The sequence below is a fragment of the Methylocaldum sp. GT1BB genome (assembly GCF_051027545.1).
GTDB lineage: Bacteria > Pseudomonadota > Gammaproteobacteria > Methylococcales > Methylococcaceae > Methylocaldum.
In genome coordinates this window covers 4,423,729-4,443,127 of record NZ_CP194902.1, presented here as the reverse complement: position 1 = coordinate 4,443,127, position 19,399 = coordinate 4,423,729, and the positions used below count along the sequence as shown (strand labels likewise).

The 19,399-nt window shown below is 55.8% G+C and carries 16 protein-coding genes; 2 read left to right on the top strand and 14 right to left on the bottom strand.

The window, feature by feature from the left end; all coding sequences use genetic code 11:
• The first annotated feature begins 366 nt into the window (after positions 1 to 366).
• The gene (locus ACR2TX_RS21140) at positions 367 to 942 is read left to right on the top strand and encodes a MarR family winged helix-turn-helix transcriptional regulator (RefSeq protein ID WP_077730449.1); all 576 of its coding nucleotides are present in this window, start codon (positions 367 to 369) and stop codon (positions 940 to 942) included.
• 52 nt (positions 943 to 994) lie between these two features.
• Here the strand turns inward: ACR2TX_RS21140 and glnK are convergent, their stop codons facing one another.
• The 5 genes from glnK to ACR2TX_RS21115 form a co-directional block, all read right to left on the bottom strand.
• A complete protein-coding gene (glnK, locus tag ACR2TX_RS21135) occupies positions 995 to 1,333 on the bottom strand; it encodes a P-II family nitrogen regulator (protein ID WP_077730450.1) in 339 nt (112 codons plus the stop codon).
• A gap of 27 nt (positions 1,334 to 1,360) precedes the next feature.
• On the bottom strand, positions 1,361 to 3,298 hold the full coding sequence (gene acs / locus ACR2TX_RS21130) for an acetate--CoA ligase (RefSeq protein WP_077730451.1): 1,938 nt from the start codon (positions 3,296 to 3,298) through the stop codon (positions 1,361 to 1,363).
• A 549-nt stretch (positions 3,299 to 3,847) separates the two neighbouring features.
• Entirely contained in the window at positions 3,848 to 4,837 is a 990-nt protein-coding gene (gene rpoS / locus ACR2TX_RS21125) for an RNA polymerase sigma factor RpoS (RefSeq protein WP_077730452.1), read from the bottom strand.
• Positions 4,838 to 5,806: 969 nt separating this feature from the next.
• Entirely contained in the window at positions 5,807 to 6,556 is a 750-nt protein-coding gene (locus ACR2TX_RS21120; protein ID WP_086134386.1) for a hypothetical protein, read from the bottom strand.
• Positions 6,553 to 7,263 carry a VWA domain-containing protein gene (locus ACR2TX_RS21115; protein WP_156880048.1) on the bottom strand — a complete coding sequence of 237 codons (711 nt, stop codon included), beginning with the start codon at positions 7,261 to 7,263 and terminating at the stop codon, positions 6,553 to 6,555. Before ACR2TX_RS21115 ends, ACR2TX_RS21120 begins: the two co-directional genes overlap by 4 nt.
• A gap of 335 nt (positions 7,264 to 7,598) precedes the next feature.
• Between ACR2TX_RS21115 and ACR2TX_RS21110 the strand changes: the two genes are divergently transcribed.
• Positions 7,599 to 8,018 (top strand): hypothetical protein, encoded by a 420-nt coding sequence (locus ACR2TX_RS21110; RefSeq protein WP_077730455.1) that lies wholly within the window; start codon positions 7,599 to 7,601, stop codon positions 8,016 to 8,018.
• Positions 8,019 to 8,077: 59 nt separating this feature from the next.
• Here ACR2TX_RS21110 and ACR2TX_RS21105 read toward each other — a convergent pair whose 3' ends face one another.
• The 9 genes from ACR2TX_RS21105 to flgE all read right to left on the bottom strand — a co-directional run bounded on the left by ACR2TX_RS21105 (position 8,078) and on the right by flgE (position 19,381).
• Positions 8,078 to 10,564 (bottom strand): ABC transporter permease, encoded by a 2,487-nt coding sequence (locus ACR2TX_RS21105; RefSeq protein WP_434130655.1) that lies wholly within the window; start codon positions 10,562 to 10,564, stop codon positions 8,078 to 8,080.
• Positions 10,565 to 10,691: 127 nt separating this feature from the next.
• Positions 10,692 to 11,990: a flagellar hook-associated protein FlgL gene (flgL, locus tag ACR2TX_RS21100; protein WP_156880047.1), complete on the bottom strand. Its 1,299-nt coding sequence runs from the start codon at positions 11,988 to 11,990 to the stop codon at positions 10,692 to 10,694.
• A 2-nt stretch (positions 11,991 to 11,992) separates the two neighbouring features.
• Positions 11,993 to 13,666 (bottom strand): flagellar hook-associated protein FlgK, encoded by a 1,674-nt coding sequence (flgK, locus tag ACR2TX_RS21095; RefSeq protein ID WP_434130654.1) that lies wholly within the window; start codon positions 13,664 to 13,666, stop codon positions 11,993 to 11,995.
• A 71-nt stretch (positions 13,667 to 13,737) separates the two neighbouring features.
• Positions 13,738 to 14,712, bottom strand: coding sequence for a flagellar assembly peptidoglycan hydrolase FlgJ (flgJ, locus tag ACR2TX_RS21090; protein ID WP_434130653.1), 975 nt, complete (start codon positions 14,710 to 14,712; stop codon positions 13,738 to 13,740).
• Between the two features lie 10 nt (positions 14,713 to 14,722).
• Positions 14,723 to 15,832: a flagellar basal body P-ring protein FlgI gene (locus ACR2TX_RS21085; protein WP_156880044.1), complete on the bottom strand. Its 1,110-nt coding sequence runs from the start codon at positions 15,830 to 15,832 to the stop codon at positions 14,723 to 14,725.
• 17 nt (positions 15,833 to 15,849) lie between these two features.
• The gene (gene flgH / locus ACR2TX_RS21080; protein WP_077730460.1) at positions 15,850 to 16,527 is read right to left on the bottom strand and encodes a flagellar basal body L-ring protein FlgH; all 678 of its coding nucleotides are present in this window, start codon (positions 16,525 to 16,527) and stop codon (positions 15,850 to 15,852) included.
• An 8-nt stretch (positions 16,528 to 16,535) separates the two neighbouring features.
• Positions 16,536 to 17,324 carry a flagellar basal-body rod protein FlgG gene (gene flgG / locus ACR2TX_RS21075; RefSeq protein ID WP_156880043.1) on the bottom strand — a complete coding sequence of 263 codons (789 nt, stop codon included), beginning with the start codon at positions 17,322 to 17,324 and terminating at the stop codon, positions 16,536 to 16,538.
• Between the two features lie 25 nt (positions 17,325 to 17,349).
• Complete coding sequence (gene flgF, locus ACR2TX_RS21070) at positions 17,350 to 18,090, bottom strand: flagellar basal-body rod protein FlgF (protein WP_347257872.1); 741 nt, start codon at positions 18,088 to 18,090, stop codon at positions 17,350 to 17,352.
• A gap of 25 nt (positions 18,091 to 18,115) precedes the next feature.
• Entirely contained in the window at positions 18,116 to 19,381 is a 1,266-nt protein-coding gene (flgE, locus tag ACR2TX_RS21065) for a flagellar hook protein FlgE (RefSeq protein ID WP_077730463.1), read from the bottom strand.
• Positions 19,382 to 19,399: the final 18 nt, after the last annotated feature.

Genomic DNA, 19,399 nt, shown 5'->3' with positions numbered 1-19,399 from the left:
TCCAACGAGGGAATGCGTGCGCTCGTCGATTTTGAGCTCGGCAATGGCTTTGTGAAGCCGGACATGTGCACGCTTAGGTTTTGGATCTTAAACCCCGGATGCGGCAGTACTTGCGAACAGTGCACCGAGGCGGGTGATTAAGCCGACAATCGTCGATGTTCATACAGAATTTCCATATCGACATGGACAAATCTTGAAAAAACGGAGTGCGCCTGCTATCAGAACAGTGAGACACGGAGGTTTCGCATTCCACGACCAAAGGAATTGTCGGTTCTACATGATGTCAATAGGTATTGTGTCGATACTAACTCTAGCGGAACTTTAAAGATTTTGTCAATATGATATTGATCCGATACTATTAGATGTATGAATACTGAATCGATTTACGATTACTTGGAACGTATCGCCAACCTCATTCGGACAGACGTCCGAAAGACGGGGGTTGCGAAAGGATTGCAACCGGTGCAGTTGGAAGCGCTCCATTATCTGAGCCGGTGCAACCGATACAGCAACACGCCAGTTGCGGTGGCCGATTACTTGGGCCTAACCAAGGGAACGGTATCGCAAACCTTGGGGGTCTTAGAATCTAGTGGCTTTATCGAAAAGCAGGCCGACCTCAATGATCGTCGTGTGGTTCATCTCAATCTGACTGTTGACGGCGCTCGCGTGGTTTCGGATGCAATTCCGCCTAATATCCTGAAATCCGCAGTGGATGGGCTGTCTGAGACCTCCCGGAATGAGATTACAGCAACTCTGAATCAGGTTTTGAGGGAGTTGCAAACGGCGAACAAGCTGAAAACGTTCGGCTCCTGCAAAACTTGCAGGTATCACTTGACCCAGGAAGACGGAAGGCGCCGGTGCGGACTGACCATGGAGTGGCTAACGGAGGCCGACGCGGAAAAAATATGCCGGGAGCATCAGCCAACAGCGGAAAGTGTCTAGATTTGCAAAGTGATTAATAGGACGGGCCGAGAGCCCGCCCCAAAGGACAGAATCAAATCGCTTGCTCGCCGGTTTCACCGGTCCGAATCCGGATAGCCTGCTCGAGGTTGGTTACAAATATTTTGCCGTCGCCAATTTTGCCCGTGTTGGCGGCTTTGATGATGGAATCGACAGCCTGATCGACCATGCTATCGGTTACCGCCACTTCGACTTTTACTTTGGGCAAGAAATCAACCACGTATTCGGCGCCGCGATAAAGTTCCGTGTGTCCTTTTTGACGCCCGAAACCTTTTACTTCCGTTACCGTAATCCCGCTGATTCCAATTTCGGACAATGCTTCCCGAACATCGTCCAATTTGAACGGTTTAATGATCGCGGTGATGAGTTTCATTATTGTCTCCGATGATGTGAAATGTTCTTAGCCTCGGTTGGCTCGATTTCGAATGATATCGTCGACCACGGTAGGATCTGCCAAGGTGGAGATATCGCCGAGATTGCGGATATCGTTGGCCGCGATTTTCCGAAGTATGCGGCGCATGATCTTGCCGGATCGCGTTTTCGGTAGTGTCGGAGCCCATTGAATGATATCGGGTGTGGCAATCGGACCGATTTCCTTGCGGACCAGCTGCACTAGCTCCTCTTCAAGCTCTGGGCTCGGCGAGACGCCGGCTACCAAAGTGACATAAGCGTAGATTCCCTGTCCTTTGATATCGTGCGGATAACCCACAACGGCGGCTTCCGCCACATGGTCATGCAGGACCAAAGCGCTCTCGATTTCTGCGGTGCCCATGCGATGGCCCGACACGTTCAGCACATCATCGACGCGCCCGGTGATCCAGTAATATCCATCGGCATCGCGTTTGGCACCGTCACCGGTAAAGTACTTGCCGGGATAAGTTGAAAAATAAGTATCAAAAAAGCGTTGGTGACTGCCGAATACCGAGCGAGCCTGGCCCGGCCAAGAGCGGGTAATCGTCAGTACCCCCTCGCACGCTCCTTCCAATACGCTACCCTGGCTGTCGACAATGGCCGGTACGATGCCGAAAAACGGACGCGTCGCGGAGCCCGGTTTGAGCGGCGTGGCGCCGATCAAGGGAGTAATGAGTATTCCACCGGTCTCCGTCTGCCACCACGTATCGACTATAGGGCAGCGGCCGCGGCCTACCTGGTGATAATACCATTCCCATGCCTCTGGATTGATGGGTTCGCCGACAGAGCCCAGAACGCGCAAGCTGTCCCGGCGGGTGCTATCAAGCCAATCTTCCCCCAGGGCCATCAAGGCGCGGATGGCGGTGGGAGCGGTATAAAAAATATTGACACGATGCTTTTCAACCACACGCCAGAAGCGGTCGGGAGCCGGGTAGGTCGGAACGCCTTCGAATATAAGCGTGGTTGCGCCGTTACACAGAGGGCCGTAAACGGTATACGAATGGCCGGTAATCCAACCGACATCCGCGGTGCACCAATAGATTTCGCCCGGACGGTAATCGAACACATATCGGTAAGTCATTGCCGCATAGACCAAATAACCTCCGGTCGTGTGAAGTACCCCCTTCGGTTTTCCGGTAGATCCGGAGGTGTAGAGAATAAACAACGGGTCTTCCGCATCCATGGATTCGGGCGGGCAATCGGGAGAAGCCTCCGACACCGCCTCGTGATACCACACATTATGACTGTCCCAATCGATACTCCCGCCGGTATTCCGAACGACAAAAACCGTTGTCACATTTGGACAAGCCCGCAGTGCGGTGTCCACATTGGCCTTCAGCGGTACTATTCGTCCACCCCGTCTTCCTTCATCCGCACAGATGACATACCGACAGTCGGCATCGAGAATGCGATCCCGTAATGCGTCGGCGGAGAAGCCTGCGAACACGATGGAGTGGACGGCCCCGATCCGAGTGCAGGCCAGCATTACCACTGCCGCTTCGGGGATCATTGGAAGATAGATGCAAACCCGGTCACCTTTTTGAACGCCATGCTTTTTCAGAACATTAGCAAACCGGCAGACTTGTTCGTGCAGCTCGCGGTAGGTGAGCTTCTTGTCGATATTCGAATTGTCTCCTTCCCAGATGATTGCGACTTCGTCACCCTTTTCGACTAAGTGGCGATCGAGGCAGTTATAGCTGACGTTCAGTTTGCCTCCTTCGAACCATCGAATACGGGCGGTACCGAAGTCGCAATCCTGAACCTTGTCCCACGGCTTGAACCAGTCGACAAAACGTTCCGCTTGTTCAGCCCAAAATTTGTCCGAATCCGTGATGGAGTGTTCATACATCTCCTGATAAAGCGCTTCGGTAATTTGCGCTTCGGCAGCTACTTCCGGCGGCACTTCGTAGACTTTTTCGAAGGACATTGGCTTTTCCGATGATCTTCAGAGTGGGATAGGGAGGCTCTGACAGGTGTTGATTTTACCGAATTTTCCGGCGAGTGACCCGCATCATCAAGTCTAACGAACATCGGCATCTTCGTTCTTAAGCCCGCCTCAGCCATAACGCTAGCTTGAGGGCAACCAACATGACCGGCTTTTTAGTACAACTTAGGCGTTCTTAACCAGAACGTTCCTGGCTTCGCGAAGTTCACGTCAAGGGTCCATGAAATGGGACGTTCCGGCTGAGCGATCGGTCAGCGAGCGACCACGAACGGAAGTTGCACGAATAAACTTAAAATTGGAGAGTGTATTGAGCAAAAGGTGCTCTTAGGGCGAGATACTCGCCACTTGAGAGCTTTTGATATCCGAAGTGCGGCGGCAGATCGTGAGTTGGCGGGCTATCGGCTATTCTCGATCCGGACGGATTTAGATCGTCCGTATCGAGAATATCGTTAATAGATATGCAGTGCCTTGGTTTCCCGACACTTCAAAGGACATCTCGATAGCCCACGGCGTCTTAAAGCTAAACTGACGTTAATGAAAGATTGTATCCGCGGTAAAGCCGTCGGTTTCCAATATGTCGCGAAGGCGATTTAGAGCTTCCATCTGAATTTGACGTACTCGTTCCCGGGTAACGCCCATCACGGTCGCGACTTCTTCGAGAGTGGAATGATCATAGCCGCGCAGACCGTATCGGCGGGAAATGACTTCCCGCTGCTTGTCCGTGAGTTGATCCAGCCATTCGGAAAGATTATTGGAAATTAGCTCGTTCTGAAGAGTTTCCGGAAGGGGAAGTTTATCCTCCTCGGAAATGCATTCCACCAAGGACTTTTCAGAATCTTTCTTAAAAGGAACATCGATCGATACAACGCGCTCGTTGAGTTTGAGCATTTTTTCGACCGTTTTTATCGGTTTGTTCAGATATTTTGCGACATCTTCGGCACTTGGATCATGATGCATTGTAATGGCCAAATGACGATACGCTTTTAGGTAGACATTCATTTCTTTTACGACGTGAATCGGTAGACGAATCGTGCGCGTCTGATTCATCAAGGCACGTTCAATCGTCTGCCGAATCCACCATGTGGCGTAAGTCGAAAACCGAAATCCGCGATCGGCCTCAAACTTCTCAACGGCTCTTATCAGTCCGAGATTTCCCTCTTCGATTAGATCCAGAAGTGGCAGTCCGCGATTCAAATAACGACGGGAAATTTTTACAACCAAGCGCAAATTGCTTTCTATCATTTTCTTGCGCGCCGCCTGGTCACCTTTTTGCGCTAAACGGCCGTAGTGCTTTTCTTCATCTGCGGTCAGCAGCTGAGAACTTCCCAATTCCTTTAGATATAGGCGGGTGGCGTCATATTGGTATTCCGAATCGACAGTACCCAGCTCTGCGTCGTTCCAGATCGGCGAATCTTCTTCAAGATCTTCGTTCGCTTCGAAATCTTCGACGAAGGTGGCCGCATCATCGTATAAGCCTGCCTCTCCAAAGGTTTTTAATTCTTCTACGATTTGTTCAGACATACCCATGCCCCCCACACAATTGATTTATTATCGATAGCCTATTTGATAAACCAGAACTTCCGTCATCAATACTTTGTTAATCGGAGCCAACAGCTCTGTGTCAAACCATTTATCGTGCCAATATGCTCTGCGAGCTCCGTACTGCTTTAAATCTGCGGATCATCCATTTTTTGCTTCGCATCGGGTCACTGGGCGCATCGGAAAAATGGCGTTTGGCGACCGAGCGGAGTTACCGTGCGACGGGTTTTTGACGGTTATCTTTCTTATCGGCTTATTATTTTTTTTCTTTAGCAGCTTTTTTGTGACTCAGATAGCAATTTTTAAATGGTGGGATTTTTTTATGATGCCGAATTCGCGCGACCACGCGGGCGCGCGCTCAAACGCACGCGCTTACAGACAGAAAAGGGGATCGAGAGGTTCGGGGATGATTTATAGAGACGAAAAATGCCGACATTCCCAGTTTTTGCTCGATGGCTTGCTAAGCCATTTCCGTGTCAAGCTAGAGCATTTTTCGCTTCCACATAGCGGATTTAGTGCGTGAAAATCCTACCAAGGTGCCGCTGAACGCGGTGCTTGTTTTAGGGCGGGGAGCCGCCCCGCACGCGGGTTCCTTTTGCAAAATCCTTGTGGGATGTTGCTTCCCGCTTTGCCCCCAAGTCCAGGGTGTCGCTCCCTGGATACCCGCTTGCCTTGGGAGCGCCAAGGCAAGCCCCTGGGTTTTATCCTGCGGACCCGCCTTCGGCGGTCCAAATTGACAAGGTCCTTTCCTGGACGCTGCCCTTCGGGCGAACGTCGTTCGTCCCATTCCGCTCCCGGCGAGCCCCCTGATCCTGCGCGTTTCGCACGACACCGGGGCGCTCGAACGGGACGAAGAAAACCGTGTAGCACCCGCTGCCGCGGGCGCTATACCGAATCAGAAAATACTCTAGCCACGGCCGTGCTCGGCGCACCCAGTACACTTCGACGATTTTACCGTCCCAGCAGAACGTCTTTGGCCTGATTGATTTTCGCCGCGAGATAGTCGGAGCCACCTCGGTCGGGATGAATCCTCTGCATCAGGCGACGATGAGCGTCGATAACAATTTCACGAGAAGATCCAGGCGGGATGCCCAGAACACGATAAGCTTCTTCCGCCGTCATTTTGCCGTGGTCCTGATCTGCGGTTCGGCTTTCGCGCTCTTGCCAGGATACGCCATGGACGCGCTCTATATATGCCTTCAGCAGCGATGCGGATTCGGGGTCCTCGCGGACATAGTCACCGTATAACTCGGTCAGTTGTTTCAGGGTCAGGTCGTGCAAGCTACGGCCGGCATGGAACCCTGTCAGTACTACGCCCACGATTTCGCCGGTTGTATGATCGAGTTGCATCCGTAAAAAACGCGACTCAACAAACGAACTGCTACGGCGACCGTCCGAAGCCGTCCGCTGGGATGCGGCTCGTTGTTGCCGCCAGCGTCGTATCAGCGGCGCATATTGAACCAGGAGTTGAACGAGAATTGGCGCAAGCCGGAGAACGGCGGCGATCAGTGCCCCGACCAGCGGGATCAACCAGCCCAGCCGTCCGGTCGCGGCAAGAAATAACAGGGCCAGAATTCCGGTCCAGATCAGCCCGCGTCGAAACTTGTTGGCCAGCGCTTCAGAAGGCGCGGAGTCGAGAAAACGGCGCACCGTGAGCACGGCAAGAACGACGAGAAAAAGAAGCAGAATGAGTTGAATCAAGATTTTTTCATTTCGTGGGCTAATTGCAGAGCGAGCCCGCCTCGGACACGACCGAAGTCTTCCAAAGCCTTCAATCCGCCAGCGGCATAGACCGCAACAGCATTGAGCAGTTCACGGAGTTGCCGTGCACTTCCGGCGTCGAGGCGGCAATGGGCGCCGTGAGTCAATTTGGCGATCTGTTTGAATGCGCGTTCGGCGGTCGGATCGAATCCTTCCTGAAACAGAAACGCTTTGACGCCCCGAAGGCCCAACTCTCCGGCTGTCTTGCAGAGATAGTCGACATTTTCTTCCATGCAGTCGCCAACGAACACCAAAGCGTCGACCTTACTTTTCCGTGTTTCCTGCAAAGTATGCTCCAGAACCTTGCCGATCTGGGTGTATCCCCCGACGCATTCCACGTCAGCCATGCGCCGCCGCAAGTCTTCGGCGTGAATCAACCACGGGAAAGCTTCGAAATCCGCTATTCCGCGGTAATAGCAGAGCTGGATCTCCAAGCCGCCTAGAGCCGCCGCCGCATCGAACATTTCCGCTTGGATGCGACACGCCTCTCGCCAGGTAGGTTCGCGGCTCGCCGTCGCGTCCAGGGCAAAGATCAGCCTTCCTTTGCGTCCAGCCGGTTTGGCGTTGGGCGTTTGCGCAAGTTTTTTCAAGAATGCTTGCACGTCGCTGTTGCTGGATTGTGGCGGAAACTTTTTCGAGTCATTCATTTTTGGGGTTCGATAGACACAACGCGAATTATTCTATCCGGCAGAAAATCGCGTAAGGAAAGTCATGACCGGACAGGTTTTCATTGCGAACGATTAGACCACCCGGAGGCAATTTTGGCTCCAATTAGACATGCGCGCATTTGTCGCTCCCCAAATCGCAAATATAACCATGGAGCGTGATAAAGTGCAGTGTTTCTAAATCGCTTCTACGATGCTGTGGAGCAAGCAAATTAACTGTTTGCATAATGTTGACAACATGGTAATTTGCGCCTGCTCCAGAGTGTTCGTTCATGAACCGGGAGGCGATAAGAACTTATAAGAGGAGGTATAGCGTAATGTCCGAAGAGAATAACCCGAGTAAGCCCGCGCAAGGCATTCTCGATACCTTGAAGAGCAACCCGAAAGCTCTCTACGCGGCGATCGGCGCAGTGTTGGTGATCGTTCTCGTTCTCGCGATGAGCGGCGGCGGTGAAGAAGTACAGATCAAGACGACCGTATCCGTAGGCCAGCAGGTGACTTTGGATAATCCGAATGGCGGCGGTTCGCATTTGACGACCATGCCTGGTTTAATTAGCACCTCGGAAGCGGAAGAGGACCAGGAGCAGAGCGTATGCGTCACCAAAGCAGGGACGAAGGCAACCGTTGAAGAAGAAATGGTAGTTGGTCAGTTGCCGTTCGTTAAAGTAAAAGTATTGGACGGAGACTGCCAAGGGAAGAGCGGCTGGACATCGAAAGTCAACGTCAAGGGTAGTTGATAGAAATGGCGATGAGCGCCAGATTATTCGCCCATCGCCATTTCTTGTTTTCTCGTACTCTAAAGTTCTCGCAGCACGCGCATTGGGCTGTTTTTTACGACCGACCGTGTATTCAGATAGCCTGCCAGCCCAACCACCAGCGCACCTAAAACAGGGGTGGCCAGCCAGGTTTCCCAATGGAAACGATATGCTAAGTCAAACACCCGGCTGAACAATGTCCACGCGATCACCTCGCTGATGGCCGATGCCAGGATGCCGGCCAAGAATCCCAACGCGGCGAATTCCACCCATTGGGCATTCCGCAACAAGCGCCGGCTGGCGCCCATGGTCCGAAGCAACACATCCTCGTAGATACGTTCATCCAGCGTCGCTCGGACCGCGGCGAACAGCACGGTAAATCCCGCCGCCAAAGCCAATAGCAAGACATATTCGATGGCGCTCGTCACTTGTCGCAAGATGGTCTGAAACTGTTTCAGCAGCGCGTCGACTTCCAGGATTGTCATGCTCGGGAACGATTTGGCCAACTGTCCCAGTACTGGCTTAAGCTCTGGTGGCACATAAAAGCTGGTGAGCCAAGTGTGCGGATACGTATCGAGGCTTCCCGGCGAAAAAATCATGAAAAAATTCGGGGTCATGGTATCCCAGCGGACGCTGCGGGTGCCGATGACGGTAGCGATAAGCTCCTGTCCCGCAATATTGAATGTGAGTTTGTCGCCTGGCTCGATATCTAGACTCTTGGCTAGCTCGGTTTCCACCGAAACGCTCAGGGGACCACTTCCGTCGACCCATTTTCCCCGAACTACACGGTTGTCGGGCGGCAGTTCCGACGCCCAGGTAAGGCTAAGTTCGCGATTAATCGATGCTTCAGCGCGCGAGTCTTTGTGGACGATTTCGAAGACGTCTTTACCGTTAACGGCAGTCAAACGGCCGCGCACGATCGGATAGTAAGCGCTGCTGGCGATACCCTCTTGGTTCAGCGTGTTGCGAAATCGCGCCAAATCGGTATCGAATAAATTCAGTGCGAAATGATTAGGGGTATCCTCGGGCAGTTGGCGCTTCCACTCCTGCAGCAGTTCGGTACGCACCAAAATACTGACCTGCATGGCCACCAGGGTTAGGGCGAAAGCGAGTATCTGGCTAACTCCCAGTCGCGGCTGACGGGTCAAGTGCTGGAGACCGAAGCGCCATGACAGCGAGACGTAAGGCAGGAGCAGACGGCCAAGCCCCAGCATCGATAAGCCGAGCAGGCTGAACAGCGCTATCGCAGCGCCAGCGATCGCCAATACGCTGACGGTCATCGTCCAATCGCGGGTATAGCGCCAAAGAAGCGCGCTCAGAGTAAGGGCGGCTAATCCGTATACCACCCAAGCGCTGGACGGCAGAGGTTCCAGATCGCGGCGCAGTACTCGCAGGGGAGCGAGTCGCTTGAGCCTGAGTATGGGAGGCAGGGCGAAGCCGAGCAGGATCAGGAGTCCCGTGGCCGCGCCGAAGATCACTGCGAGCCAACCGGGACCGGCTAAGGTATGGGGCAGCAAAGAGCGGAGCAACTGGATCACACCGTGCTGAGCCAGGTATCCCAAAGCGCAACCCAACGAGCTCGCGACGAGGCCGACGATCAAAAACTGGCTGGCGTAGATCCACAGGACGTCCCGCTCGCGAGCACCCAAGCACTTGAGCATCGCGGTCATGTCGTAGTGCCGTTCGGTGTAGCGGCGCGCAGTCATGGCGATGGCAACGCCCGAAATCAACACCACGGCAATGCTGGTCAGTCCCAGATAACGCTCTGCACGGTTCAGGGCATTGCCCAGTTCGGGCCGATCCTCGTGTACGTCGAGAATACGTTGCCCCGGATGCAGTTGGGGCTTGAGCCATTGCTTGAATGTGCGTAGCGCACGCTCGTCCCCGGCAAACAATTCGTAATAATGAACATGACTTCCGGGTTGAATGACCCGGGTCTCGGCGACATCGGCTCGATTCATCAGCACCCGGGGCGAGAGGCTGTAGAGATCGCCACGGCGGTCGGGTTCATGGGTGAGAATGCGAGTGATTCGCAGCGGTTTTTCACCCACTGTGATTTCGCCGCCCAAGCTCAAACCCAAGGTTGTGAGCACGCGCTGCTCCACCCAAGCCTCCCCGCTTTTCGGGATGTCGTGGGTTTCAACTGCGGCCGTGACATCGCCCAGAGTGGTGCGAAGCGAGCCGCGTAGCGGATAACCTTCCTCGACGGCTTTGACGCCCACCAGAAGCAGTTCGTCGTTTTCGATCAAAACGCTGGAAAATTCGGTGGTACCGGCGACTAGCAGCCCCTGTGCGGACGCCTGTTGCCGCCAAGCATCCGATGGCTCCTGATGGCCGCCGATAACGAGATCGGCTGCCAAGAACTCCGCCGCCTGGAGACTCATCGTACGGGTCAATCTGTCGCCCAACAGGCTGACCGCGGTGGAACTGGCCACTGCGATCAGGAGGGCCGCCATCAGGATGGTTAATTCGCCGCTACGCCAATCGCGTGCGATCAGCTTCAGGGCAAGCTTGAAGTTTCTAACCACAATGCCATTTTCACCGCAAAAGGGATGCCTGAATCAAAGACAAATCGGCCGAAAATAAATTCGAACGTGCGAATAACGCCCGGAAGGGCTCGCACCGGGAAGAGGCACGGAATGCCGCGTTTACCGCTTAAAGATAATTGAAAAGAGACAGTCCTTGTACTTTAACATAAGCTTGCTGCGCAGCCTGTAGCGCGACAAACTGGATGTTGTACCGACTGATTGCTTCTGCGTAGTCCAGATCCTCTATTTCGGAAAGATTCGCTTGGGTGTCGATGATGAATTTGTCGTGAACATCCTCTTGTTCGTCCAGCGCATTCAAGCGTGCGCCGACGCTGGCGCGGGTATCCAGGATGTTCTGGAGGGCGGCATCGATGCCCTTCAATGCGGCGCTGGCAGCGTCGTGGAAAGCAACGTCGGCTCCTGTGCCGGTCTGTGGGCCGGCGAAGCCGAAATCGGTCAGGACTCCATCGGTGTCGTCACTGATCTCCACGGATGAGGCAGTCCCGGTGGTTGTCGATACGAACTCGATAAAGCCTGATCGATGTTGGGCGACCACGGTTCCATTCAAAGCGGTGGCGTTGATGCCGGCGTTTATGGCGGCAACGAGATCATCCGCTGAAGCATAATTCGCCGCGGCAACGGAAACCGTGACCGGCGCACCGCCATCAACGGCCAGATCAAAATTCTTTGCCGGGCCGCCGCTGTAGTCAATGCCGGAGGACAGATCGTTCGTTCCCATAACGGCGCCGTGGGATGCGGTGAACTGTCCGCTCAAAGTCCGGGTGAGGGAGTACAAGGTATTGAGTATGTTCTGGGTACCGCCTGAGGCCGCGATCGCATTGGCACCCGAGCTCGAAGGAATATTCTCGAATATGGAAAATCCGGAATCGCCGTCGGCCAAATGTCGTTGCGGAGCGATTTGCAAGAGGCGCTGATTCTTGTCGCCTTGATAGACGTAGCTCGGCGGCGTCCGGCCGCCGTCAAATGCGAACGGGACGGTATCGGAACGGAAGCCGGCGAAAATATATTCGCCGTTGGCGTCGCGCGTATTCGCCAGTCCGAGCATTTCGTCCAACAGCTGCTGCATTTCCTGCCCGATCGCCTGCCGATCACTCGGGCTGAGCGTATCATTGAGGCTTCGGACAGCCAATTCACGTGCGCGCTGCAACACGTTGTCCGCTCCCGCCAAAGTGGATTCCTCAAATTCGAGTCTCGAGCGAACAGCCTGAATGTTGGACTGAAATTGCCGATTGTTTTCCAGCGACTCCTTCAAGTCCAGCGCACGTACCGCGGCGCTGGGATCATCCGAGGGCGTCAGAATGCGCTGGCCGGTGGAGAGCTGCAATTGGGTCTTGGAGAGCTTCGCCTGCTGCCTGAGGATGGCGTCGATGCCGAATTGTTCCATCAAGGGCGTCGAAATACGCATGCTTATCTCCTTACGGCTCCGATCAGTGCGTCGAACATACTGTTCAGCGCGGGAATCAACTGCGCGGCGGCTTGATAGGCTTGTTGATACCGAAGCAGGTTGGCGGCTTCCTCATCGAGATTCACCCCTGAAACCGAGTCTCGTGCCTGTCGAGCATGGTCGAGCAATTGTTTCTGAGCGGTGCTGTCGATGTCGGCGGCGTGGGTCAGCGTGCCCACATCGCCCACGATCTCGTTATAAGCGTCCTGGTAACTCGCTTTACCGCCCAAAAGCGAGGGCATTGTCTGTAGTTGAGCCAGGGCGCGAGCATTGGTGTTATCTCCCGGCCCTGCAAAAGGCGACCCGGCTGCAGCAATTTCTCGGGGGTCGGTCAGCGAAACGCTTAGATCGCCGGCTACCCGGCGGAACGGGCGAATGAGAAAGCTGTCGCCGGCTGCTACAGCACCGCCGCCAATGCCGATAGCCAAGCCATCTATGGCAAAGGCACCGGTCGCGTTGTTGAATTGCGTATTGTCGCTCAGGCGCGTGAGAGTGTAATTGGCGCCGTCATAATCCAGGCGATAGTCGCTTGCGGTTAGATCGGAGGAACCGTTTCCAGCGCTGTCGTCGAACGCAACGGATAATACGGCGTCGCCGCTATTCGTTTGCCTGCCGAACCAACTGTACTGGCCGATTGCGGCGTTTGTAACGTCGCTGAAGAAATCGGCCCCGGCGTTTCCGTTCAAGTCGGAGCCGAGCGAGTGCTGGACGTTGAATGTTGCGGCGAGCCCCGCAGCGATACGGCCCAGGGCGTTTTGGGCCGGGTCGAGTACCTCGCTGCCGAAGCGCAACAATCCCCCGATTTCTCCGCCGCTGATAGCGGTGGTCACGACAACAGCGACAGAACCGCCGGCGGTAATGGCAATGTCTTTCTGATTGGGATCATAGGCCGAGTTCTGCAAGCTGAGCTGGTTTGCCGTCGAGCCCATCACCAGCGCCTGTCCGCTGCCGATAAAGACGTTCAAAGAGCCGTCCTTTTGCTCGAACAAGCTGGTGCCTACTTTCTGCGCCAACTGTTCGGCCAACAGATCACGCTGATCGAGCAAATCATTGGGCGGTTTGCCTGCTTGGTTATAGGCAACAACAATGCGCTCGTTCAAAGAGGCGATACCTCTGGCCAAACCGTTGATCTCGTCGATATTGGTGCTCAGGCTCTGATTCACTTGGCTGCGCAGCTCGTCCATGCGGCCGTTCAGCGTGTTAAGACGCTGCACCAGCGTTTCGCCTTCGGTCAGCATGACGCGCCTCGCGGCGATGGATGTGGGGTCGTTGACTACGTCCTGCACCGAGTTAAAGAACGATTGGAGCGAGGGCGACAGACTGGCGTCCGGATCGGCGATGAAGTTGTCGACCTGTGAGGCCATGCCGTGATACGTCTCCAATTCCCCATGCGCGGAGAGACTGCTTCGGAGCTGAGCGTTAAGAAAACTGTCGTAGGAGCGGATAATGGACGCAACGTCGACGCCGTTGCCCACAAATCCCGCCCCGGTAAACGAAGGCAAGCGCTCGACTTGTTCCGTTCTTTGGCGGCTGTAGCCGTCGGTGTTGACGTTGGCGATATTGTGTCCGGTCGTCGTCAGTCCGCGCTGAGCCGCCATCAGCCCGGATGTCGCTATGCCAAGAAGTCCGCCAGCCATGATTCAACCACTCGAATGAATAATGTTCTTACGCCTGTTATCGGCACCGATCGTTCTAACTGAAGACCGGATCAGGCAACGGGCAACTTTTCAAGCGCACGATTTTCCTCGTATATGGAGAGGACCTTGCGTGCATAATCAGGATCCGTGGCGTAGCCGGCCTTTTGCAATGAAGCCATGAATTGCCGTGGATTATCGGCATGCTCCAAGGCCGTTGCGTAACGAGGGTTGGTCTTAAGGAACTGCACGTAATCGCGAAAACTCTCGGCGTAATCGTCGTAGGCGCGAAATGCTGCTCTATTACGCACGGCGATACCGTCGGCGTATTCCAGGGTGCGGGCGGTCATATGACGGCCGCTCCAGTGCCGGTCCGCCTTGATGCCGAACAGATTATGGCTGTGTCCGTCGTTTCCTCGTGCCGCCATGGATTTTCCCCAGCCCGTTTCCAAAGCCGCCTGCGCCAGCAGCAGCTTGGGGTCGACGCCAAGCTCGGCGGCCGCTTCCTGAGCGTGAGGCCAGAGCGCGTTTACGAATTCCTCGGGATTGGCGAACGCTCCGGTTCGGGAGTCACTCTGGGCGGACCGAGGTTGCACGCGAGCTTTATCGGACATCCGAGCTCCATTTCCATAATCCGATTTCGAATTTTCTGCCGTTGCATGCTCGGAAGATCCCTTATCGATCCTGAGTAACGCATTGCCGCGGTAATCGTCCAGACCCATGCCGGGTTTCGCCTCACCGGAGGACTTTTCGCCGCCCAGTTGCCGGACCAGCATATCGGAGAAGCCGAGACTGGATCGTTTGCCGAGTTCCACCGCCAATTGCTGATCGTACATGTCGCGGAACATCTGCGACTGCTTGCCGTCCGTGAGCCCGCCGTTCGGGACCGCCTCCCGCATGCTTTTCAAGGCCATCTGGATGAACAGAGACTCGAATTGCCGGGCGGTCTCGTTCAGCGCCGCTTTCGGATCATGCTTGGCCTGATTCCTGAGCCGGGCGGTGCCGTTGAAATCGGTATACACATCGGCCATGCCAGTCTGCTTTATCATGCCGGTTCTCCTATATCACGATCAGCTCGGCCCGCAACGCTCCGGCGCTTCGCAGGGCTTCCAGAATGGCGACGAGGTCGCTCGGTGCAGCGCCCACGCGATTGACCGCCTGCACGATTTCATCCAGCGATACGCCGGGATTGAAAACGAACATGCGATTCGCTTCCTCGTTCACGGTTACGTCCGAGCGGGGCACTATGGCGGTCGAACCTCCGGATAAGGCCGGAGGTTGGCTGACGATGGGCTTTTCGCTGATGGTCACCGAGAGGTTGCCGTGGGTCACCGCGGCGGGTTGAACCCGGACATGGCTGCTGATCACTACCGTCCCGGTACGCGAGTTGACGATGACCTTGGCAGGGGCTTCGCCCGGACTCACGTCCAGATTTTCGATCAGTGACGTGAACGAGACCCGCTGAGCCGGATCATGGGGTGCGCTGACCTGAACGGACGCCGCGTCCAAGGCGCGCGCCACGCTTCCGCCGTAAGTTCGATTGATGATGTCGGCCACTTGGTTGGCGGTGGTGAAATCGGGCGTATGCAAGTTGAGCATCAGATGGCTGCCTTGCGCGAATCCTGTCGGAACTTCGCGCTCGACCGTGGCTCCGTTCGGAATCCGGCCGGCGCTGGGCACGTTGACGGTAACCTTGGAGCCGTCTAGGCCTTGAGCGCTTAACCCGCCGACGACGAGATTGCCTTGGGCAACCGCGTAGATCTGGCCGTCGGCGCCCCTGAGGGGCGTCATCAAGAGGCTGCCGCCGCGGAGACTGGTGGCATCGCCCAAAGATGAAACGTTCACATCTATCGTTTGGCCGGGCTTTGCAAATGCCGGAAGGTCGGCTTGTACGGATACGGCGGCGATATTTTTGGATTTCAGGTCGATACCCGGCGGCACGGTGACGCCCAATTGGAGCAGCATGTTGCGCAGGGTTTGGCTGGTGAAGCGGTTCTTATCGCCAGTGCGGTTCAGACCGACGACCAGCCCGTACCCGATCAGCTGGTTGCTGCGGACCCCGGCGACCGAGGCGATATCCTTGACCCGTTCAGCCATCGCCGGGGATTGTGAGAACGCCAAGCCGAGAAGACCGATTTTTATGACTGAGTGCAGAGTGAACCTAGCCATGGTCTTACCTCAGTCGATCAGAACGGGAACAGTATGCTGGTGAAAAAACGTTGCAGCCAGCCCATGCGGTTGACGTCCGCCACTACGCCCTCTCCATTGTAAATGAAGGTCGCGTCGGCGACCTTGGTGGAATCCACGCTATTGGTGGTGTCGATATCGACCGGACGCACCAGCCCCGAGAGCTTGATGTATTCGTTGCCTTGGTTCAGGCCGACCCGTTTTTCGCCTCGTACCCGAAGATTGCCGTTGGGCAGGACTTCCACCACGGTCACGCTGATGTTTCCCGTCAAGAGATTGCTCTGATTACTTTCGCCTTTTCCTTCGAATTTGTGGGTCGATTCCAGACTGCTGGATACGTTGTAGCCGAGAATTTCAGCCGCTTCCTGCCCCATCAGCATGGGTGCCTTTACCTGGGTGGTTGCCGAACGGTCAGCCTTGGTGTCCGCGTCTTTCTGGGCATTCGTCCGTTCGACCAGCTTAATGGTAAGGGTGTCACCTACCCGGCGCGCTTTATGATCCTCGAATAACCGCATGTCGTAGCCGGACTGGAAAATTGCGCCGGGATTCTGCATGGGCGGCGTCATGTCCTCGGGACGGGCCGGCGCGTAGGCGGGATCCCGGCGCGGCGGCGGATTGAGGATGGCGGCACAGCCGTTCAAGGTCAGCAGGATGAGAATGAAAGCCGCGTATTTCATCGGATCAATCAGAGAGTATTGGTGGCGAACCCGAGCATCTCGTCCGTGGTTGCGATCGCTTTGGAGTTCATTTCGTAAGCGCGTTGGGTTTCGATCATATTGACCAGTTCTTCCACCACGTTCACGTTCGAGGTTTCCAAAGAGCCCTGGACGAGCTTTCCGATACCGTCTTCTCCCGGTACGCCGACGATCGGAGCACCGCTCGAAACCGACTCCCGGTACAGGTTTTCACCGATTGGTTCCAATCCCGTCGGGTTGATAAAGTCCGCCAGCTGGATTTCGCCGATGACGTTGGGGGTGGGGTTTCCCGGTTCGAGCACGGATACCGTACCGTCGTTGCCGATAGTGACGCTCAGGGCGCCCTGGGGCACGGTCATGGCCGGTTCCAAGGGGTTGCCGCCGTTGGTAACGATTTGTCCATTGGAGTCGAGCTTGAAGGACCCGTCCCGGGTGTAGGCGAGATCGCCGTTCGGCATCAGGATCTGGAGGAAGCCCCGGCCGTTGATGGCGATATCGAGGGAATTTCCAGTCTGTTGGATGTTGCCTTGAGTATGAATCTTTTCCGTGGCGACCGTCCTTACGCCGGTGCCCAATTGCAGGCCGGAAGGCAGAGTCGTGTTTTGCGTGGACTGAGCGCCTACCTGCCTGACGTTCTGGTACAGCAGGTCTTCGAACAAAGCTCGCTCTTTTTTGAAGCCGGTGGTGTTGACGTTGGCCAGGTTGTGCGAAATCACCGACATATGGGTTTGCTGCGCATCCAGGCCGGTCTTGGCGATCCAAAGGGAAGGGGTGGTCATGGTCGTGAACCTCTCGGAGTGTCTTTTAGCCGATCCGCATGAGCTCGGCGCTGGCATTGCCGTCGTCTTCGACGGTCTTCATCATCTTGATCTGGTATTCGAACTCACGCGCCAGTTCGATCATTTGCACCATTTCTTCCACGGTGCTGACGTTGCTGCCCTCCAGTGATCCGGTTACCAGTTGAACCTCGTTGGTGGCTTCTACGGGAGTACCGTCCTTGATTCGCATCAGGCCATCCTCGCCTTTTTCAAGCTGCGATTTTTCGGGTTTGACCAGTTTGATTCGGTCGAGAATCGCCAGGGCGGTGGCGTTGGCACCCTGCGGAATGATGCTGATGGTGCCGTCTGAGCCGATTTCGACCTTCTGTGCGGGCGGAATGGCGATGGGGCCCGCGTTGCCGAGCACCGGCAGACCGCTGCCGGTGACCAGCTGCCCTGCAGGCGTAATATGTAAGTCTCCGGCCCGGGTGTAAGCTTCGCTGCCGTCCTTGGCCTGCACGGCCAGCCAGCCATCTCCGTTGATCGCGACGTCGAGGTCGCGCCCGGTGGTTTGCAGGGAGCCCGTCGACAAATCGACGCCAGGGCGCTCGGTCATGGCGTAGACCCGACTCGGATAGCCGTTTCCGAATACCGGCATCGAGCGGATTTGCTCGAAATCCGCTCGAAACCCCGGCGTATTTGCATTTGCGAGATTATTGGCGTTGGATGCCTGCGCCAGCAGAATCTGCTTGGCACCGCTCATGGCGACATAAAGGCTGCGATCCATGGTCGGAGTTCCTGGCTATCGGGTGTTAACGAATGTTGAGCAGTGTCTGGGTGATCGTGTTTTCGGTGGAAATGGTCTGCGCGTTCGCCTGATACGCCTGTTGGGCGATAATCAGATTGACCAGCTGCTGGGCCAGGTCCACGTTGGCTCCTTCGAGGGCGCCAGCCTTGATGGAACCGAAACTGCTGGTGCCGGCTACGCCATTGATCGGCACCCCGGAGTTTGCGCTTTCTCCCCAGGTGGTATCGCCGAGCTTGGACAATCCTTGCGGGTTTTGGAATCGGACCATGGCCACCTGGCCCAGCGGTTTGGAGCCGCCGTTGCTGAAACGGGCAAAAACGACACCGGTGTCGTCGATGTCCACGCCGGTGAGCCGGCCGATGGTCAGACCGTCTTGGTTCAAGGTGTCGACGCTGAACGCGCTGCCCAGTTGTGTCGAACCGGCCAGATCGATGGTGAGCTGGATGGGTTGGGCGCTGGGGTTGATGGACACTAAGTCGGTCGTGAATTGGGTCGTTGCCGGGTTGCCGTCGACCGAGGCGAGCTTGCCGTCGTTGTCGAATGTCAGAGGAATCGAGTTGGGGGCCGCGTCGTCCAGCATGTCTACCCCGTCCACATAGACATATAGATCCCAGGCATTCAGCGCCGCACCTTTGACGTAGTAACTGGTCGCGATGTGGGTGTTGCCAAGCGAGTCGTATGTCGTGACCGATGTTGCATGGGTATAGCTGGTGGGGTCTGCCGGGTCGAAAGGCGATGTGGCGGGCGTGGTTTTGCGCGAATCCAGATTGACGCTCATGTCTATCGAGCTCGTGGCTTTCGGTAAGCCCTGCGTAGAATCGAGTTGCAGGGTCTGGAATACGCCGGTACTGAAGCCTTCCTCGACTGTTTCGCCGTTCGGCGCATAAACCAGCAGCGGCTGGCCGAGGTGATTGACCACATAGCCTTCCCGGTCCATGTGAAAAGAACCGGCGCGGGTGTAGACCCGTTCGTTGATGTTGTTGACGTTGTCCCCCATGACGAAAAAGCCTTCGCCACTGATCGCGAGATCGAGGTTGTTCTCGGTGAAATCCAGGTTGCCCTGGGTGAACTGTTGCGCCACATTGGTGACCCGGACACCGGCTCCTGGCGTGATGGACGAGACGCCTCCCAAGCTACTCGCATAGACATCGGCGAATTCGGAGCGCGATTTCTTGAATCCGGTCGTATTGGCGTTGGCAATGTTGTTGCCGGTCACCGAGAGCATATTGGATGCGGCATTCAGGCCGCTCAAGGCACTGTTAAAAGCCATGTCTTACCTCGCTAGATG

Excerpts from the sequence above, each read along its gene's own strand:
- ACR2TX_RS21140 (WP_077730449.1), top strand. The coding sequence starts at position 367 with ATGAATACTGAATCGATTTACGATTACTTGGAACGTATCGCCAACCTC.
- glnK (WP_077730450.1), bottom strand. The coding sequence starts at position 1,333 with ATGAAACTCATCACCGCGATCATTAAACCGTTCAAATTGGACGATGTT.
- acs (WP_077730451.1), bottom strand. The coding sequence starts at position 3,298 with ATGTCCTTCGAAAAAGTCTACGAAGTGCCGCCGGAAGTAGCTGCCGAA.
- rpoS (WP_077730452.1), bottom strand. The coding sequence starts at position 4,837 with ATGTCTGAACAAATCGTAGAAGAATTAAAAACCTTTGGAGAGGCAGGC.
- ACR2TX_RS21115 (WP_156880048.1), bottom strand. The coding sequence starts at position 7,263 with ATGAATGACTCGAAAAAGTTTCCGCCACAATCCAGCAACAGCGACGTG.
- ACR2TX_RS21110 (WP_077730455.1), top strand. The coding sequence starts at position 7,599 with ATGTCCGAAGAGAATAACCCGAGTAAGCCCGCGCAAGGCATTCTCGAT.
- flgL (WP_156880047.1), bottom strand. The coding sequence starts at position 11,990 with ATGCGTATTTCGACGCCCTTGATGGAACAATTCGGCATCGACGCCATC.
- flgK (WP_434130654.1), bottom strand. The coding sequence starts at position 13,666 with ATGGCTGGCGGACTTCTTGGCATAGCGACATCCGGGCTGATGGCGGCT.
- flgJ (WP_434130653.1), bottom strand. The coding sequence starts at position 14,712 with ATGATAAAGCAGACTGGCATGGCCGATGTGTATACCGATTTCAACGGC.
- ACR2TX_RS21085 (WP_156880044.1), bottom strand. The coding sequence starts at position 15,832 with ATGGCTAGGTTCACTCTGCACTCAGTCATAAAAATCGGTCTTCTCGGC.
- flgH (WP_077730460.1), bottom strand. The coding sequence starts at position 16,527 with ATGAAATACGCGGCTTTCATTCTCATCCTGCTGACCTTGAACGGCTGT.
- flgG (WP_156880043.1), bottom strand. The coding sequence starts at position 17,324 with ATGACCACCCCTTCCCTTTGGATCGCCAAGACCGGCCTGGATGCGCAG.
- flgF (WP_347257872.1), bottom strand. The coding sequence starts at position 18,090 with ATGGATCGCAGCCTTTATGTCGCCATGAGCGGTGCCAAGCAGATTCTG.
- flgE (WP_077730463.1), bottom strand. The coding sequence starts at position 19,381 with ATGGCTTTTAACAGTGCCTTGAGCGGCCTGAATGCCGCATCCAATATG.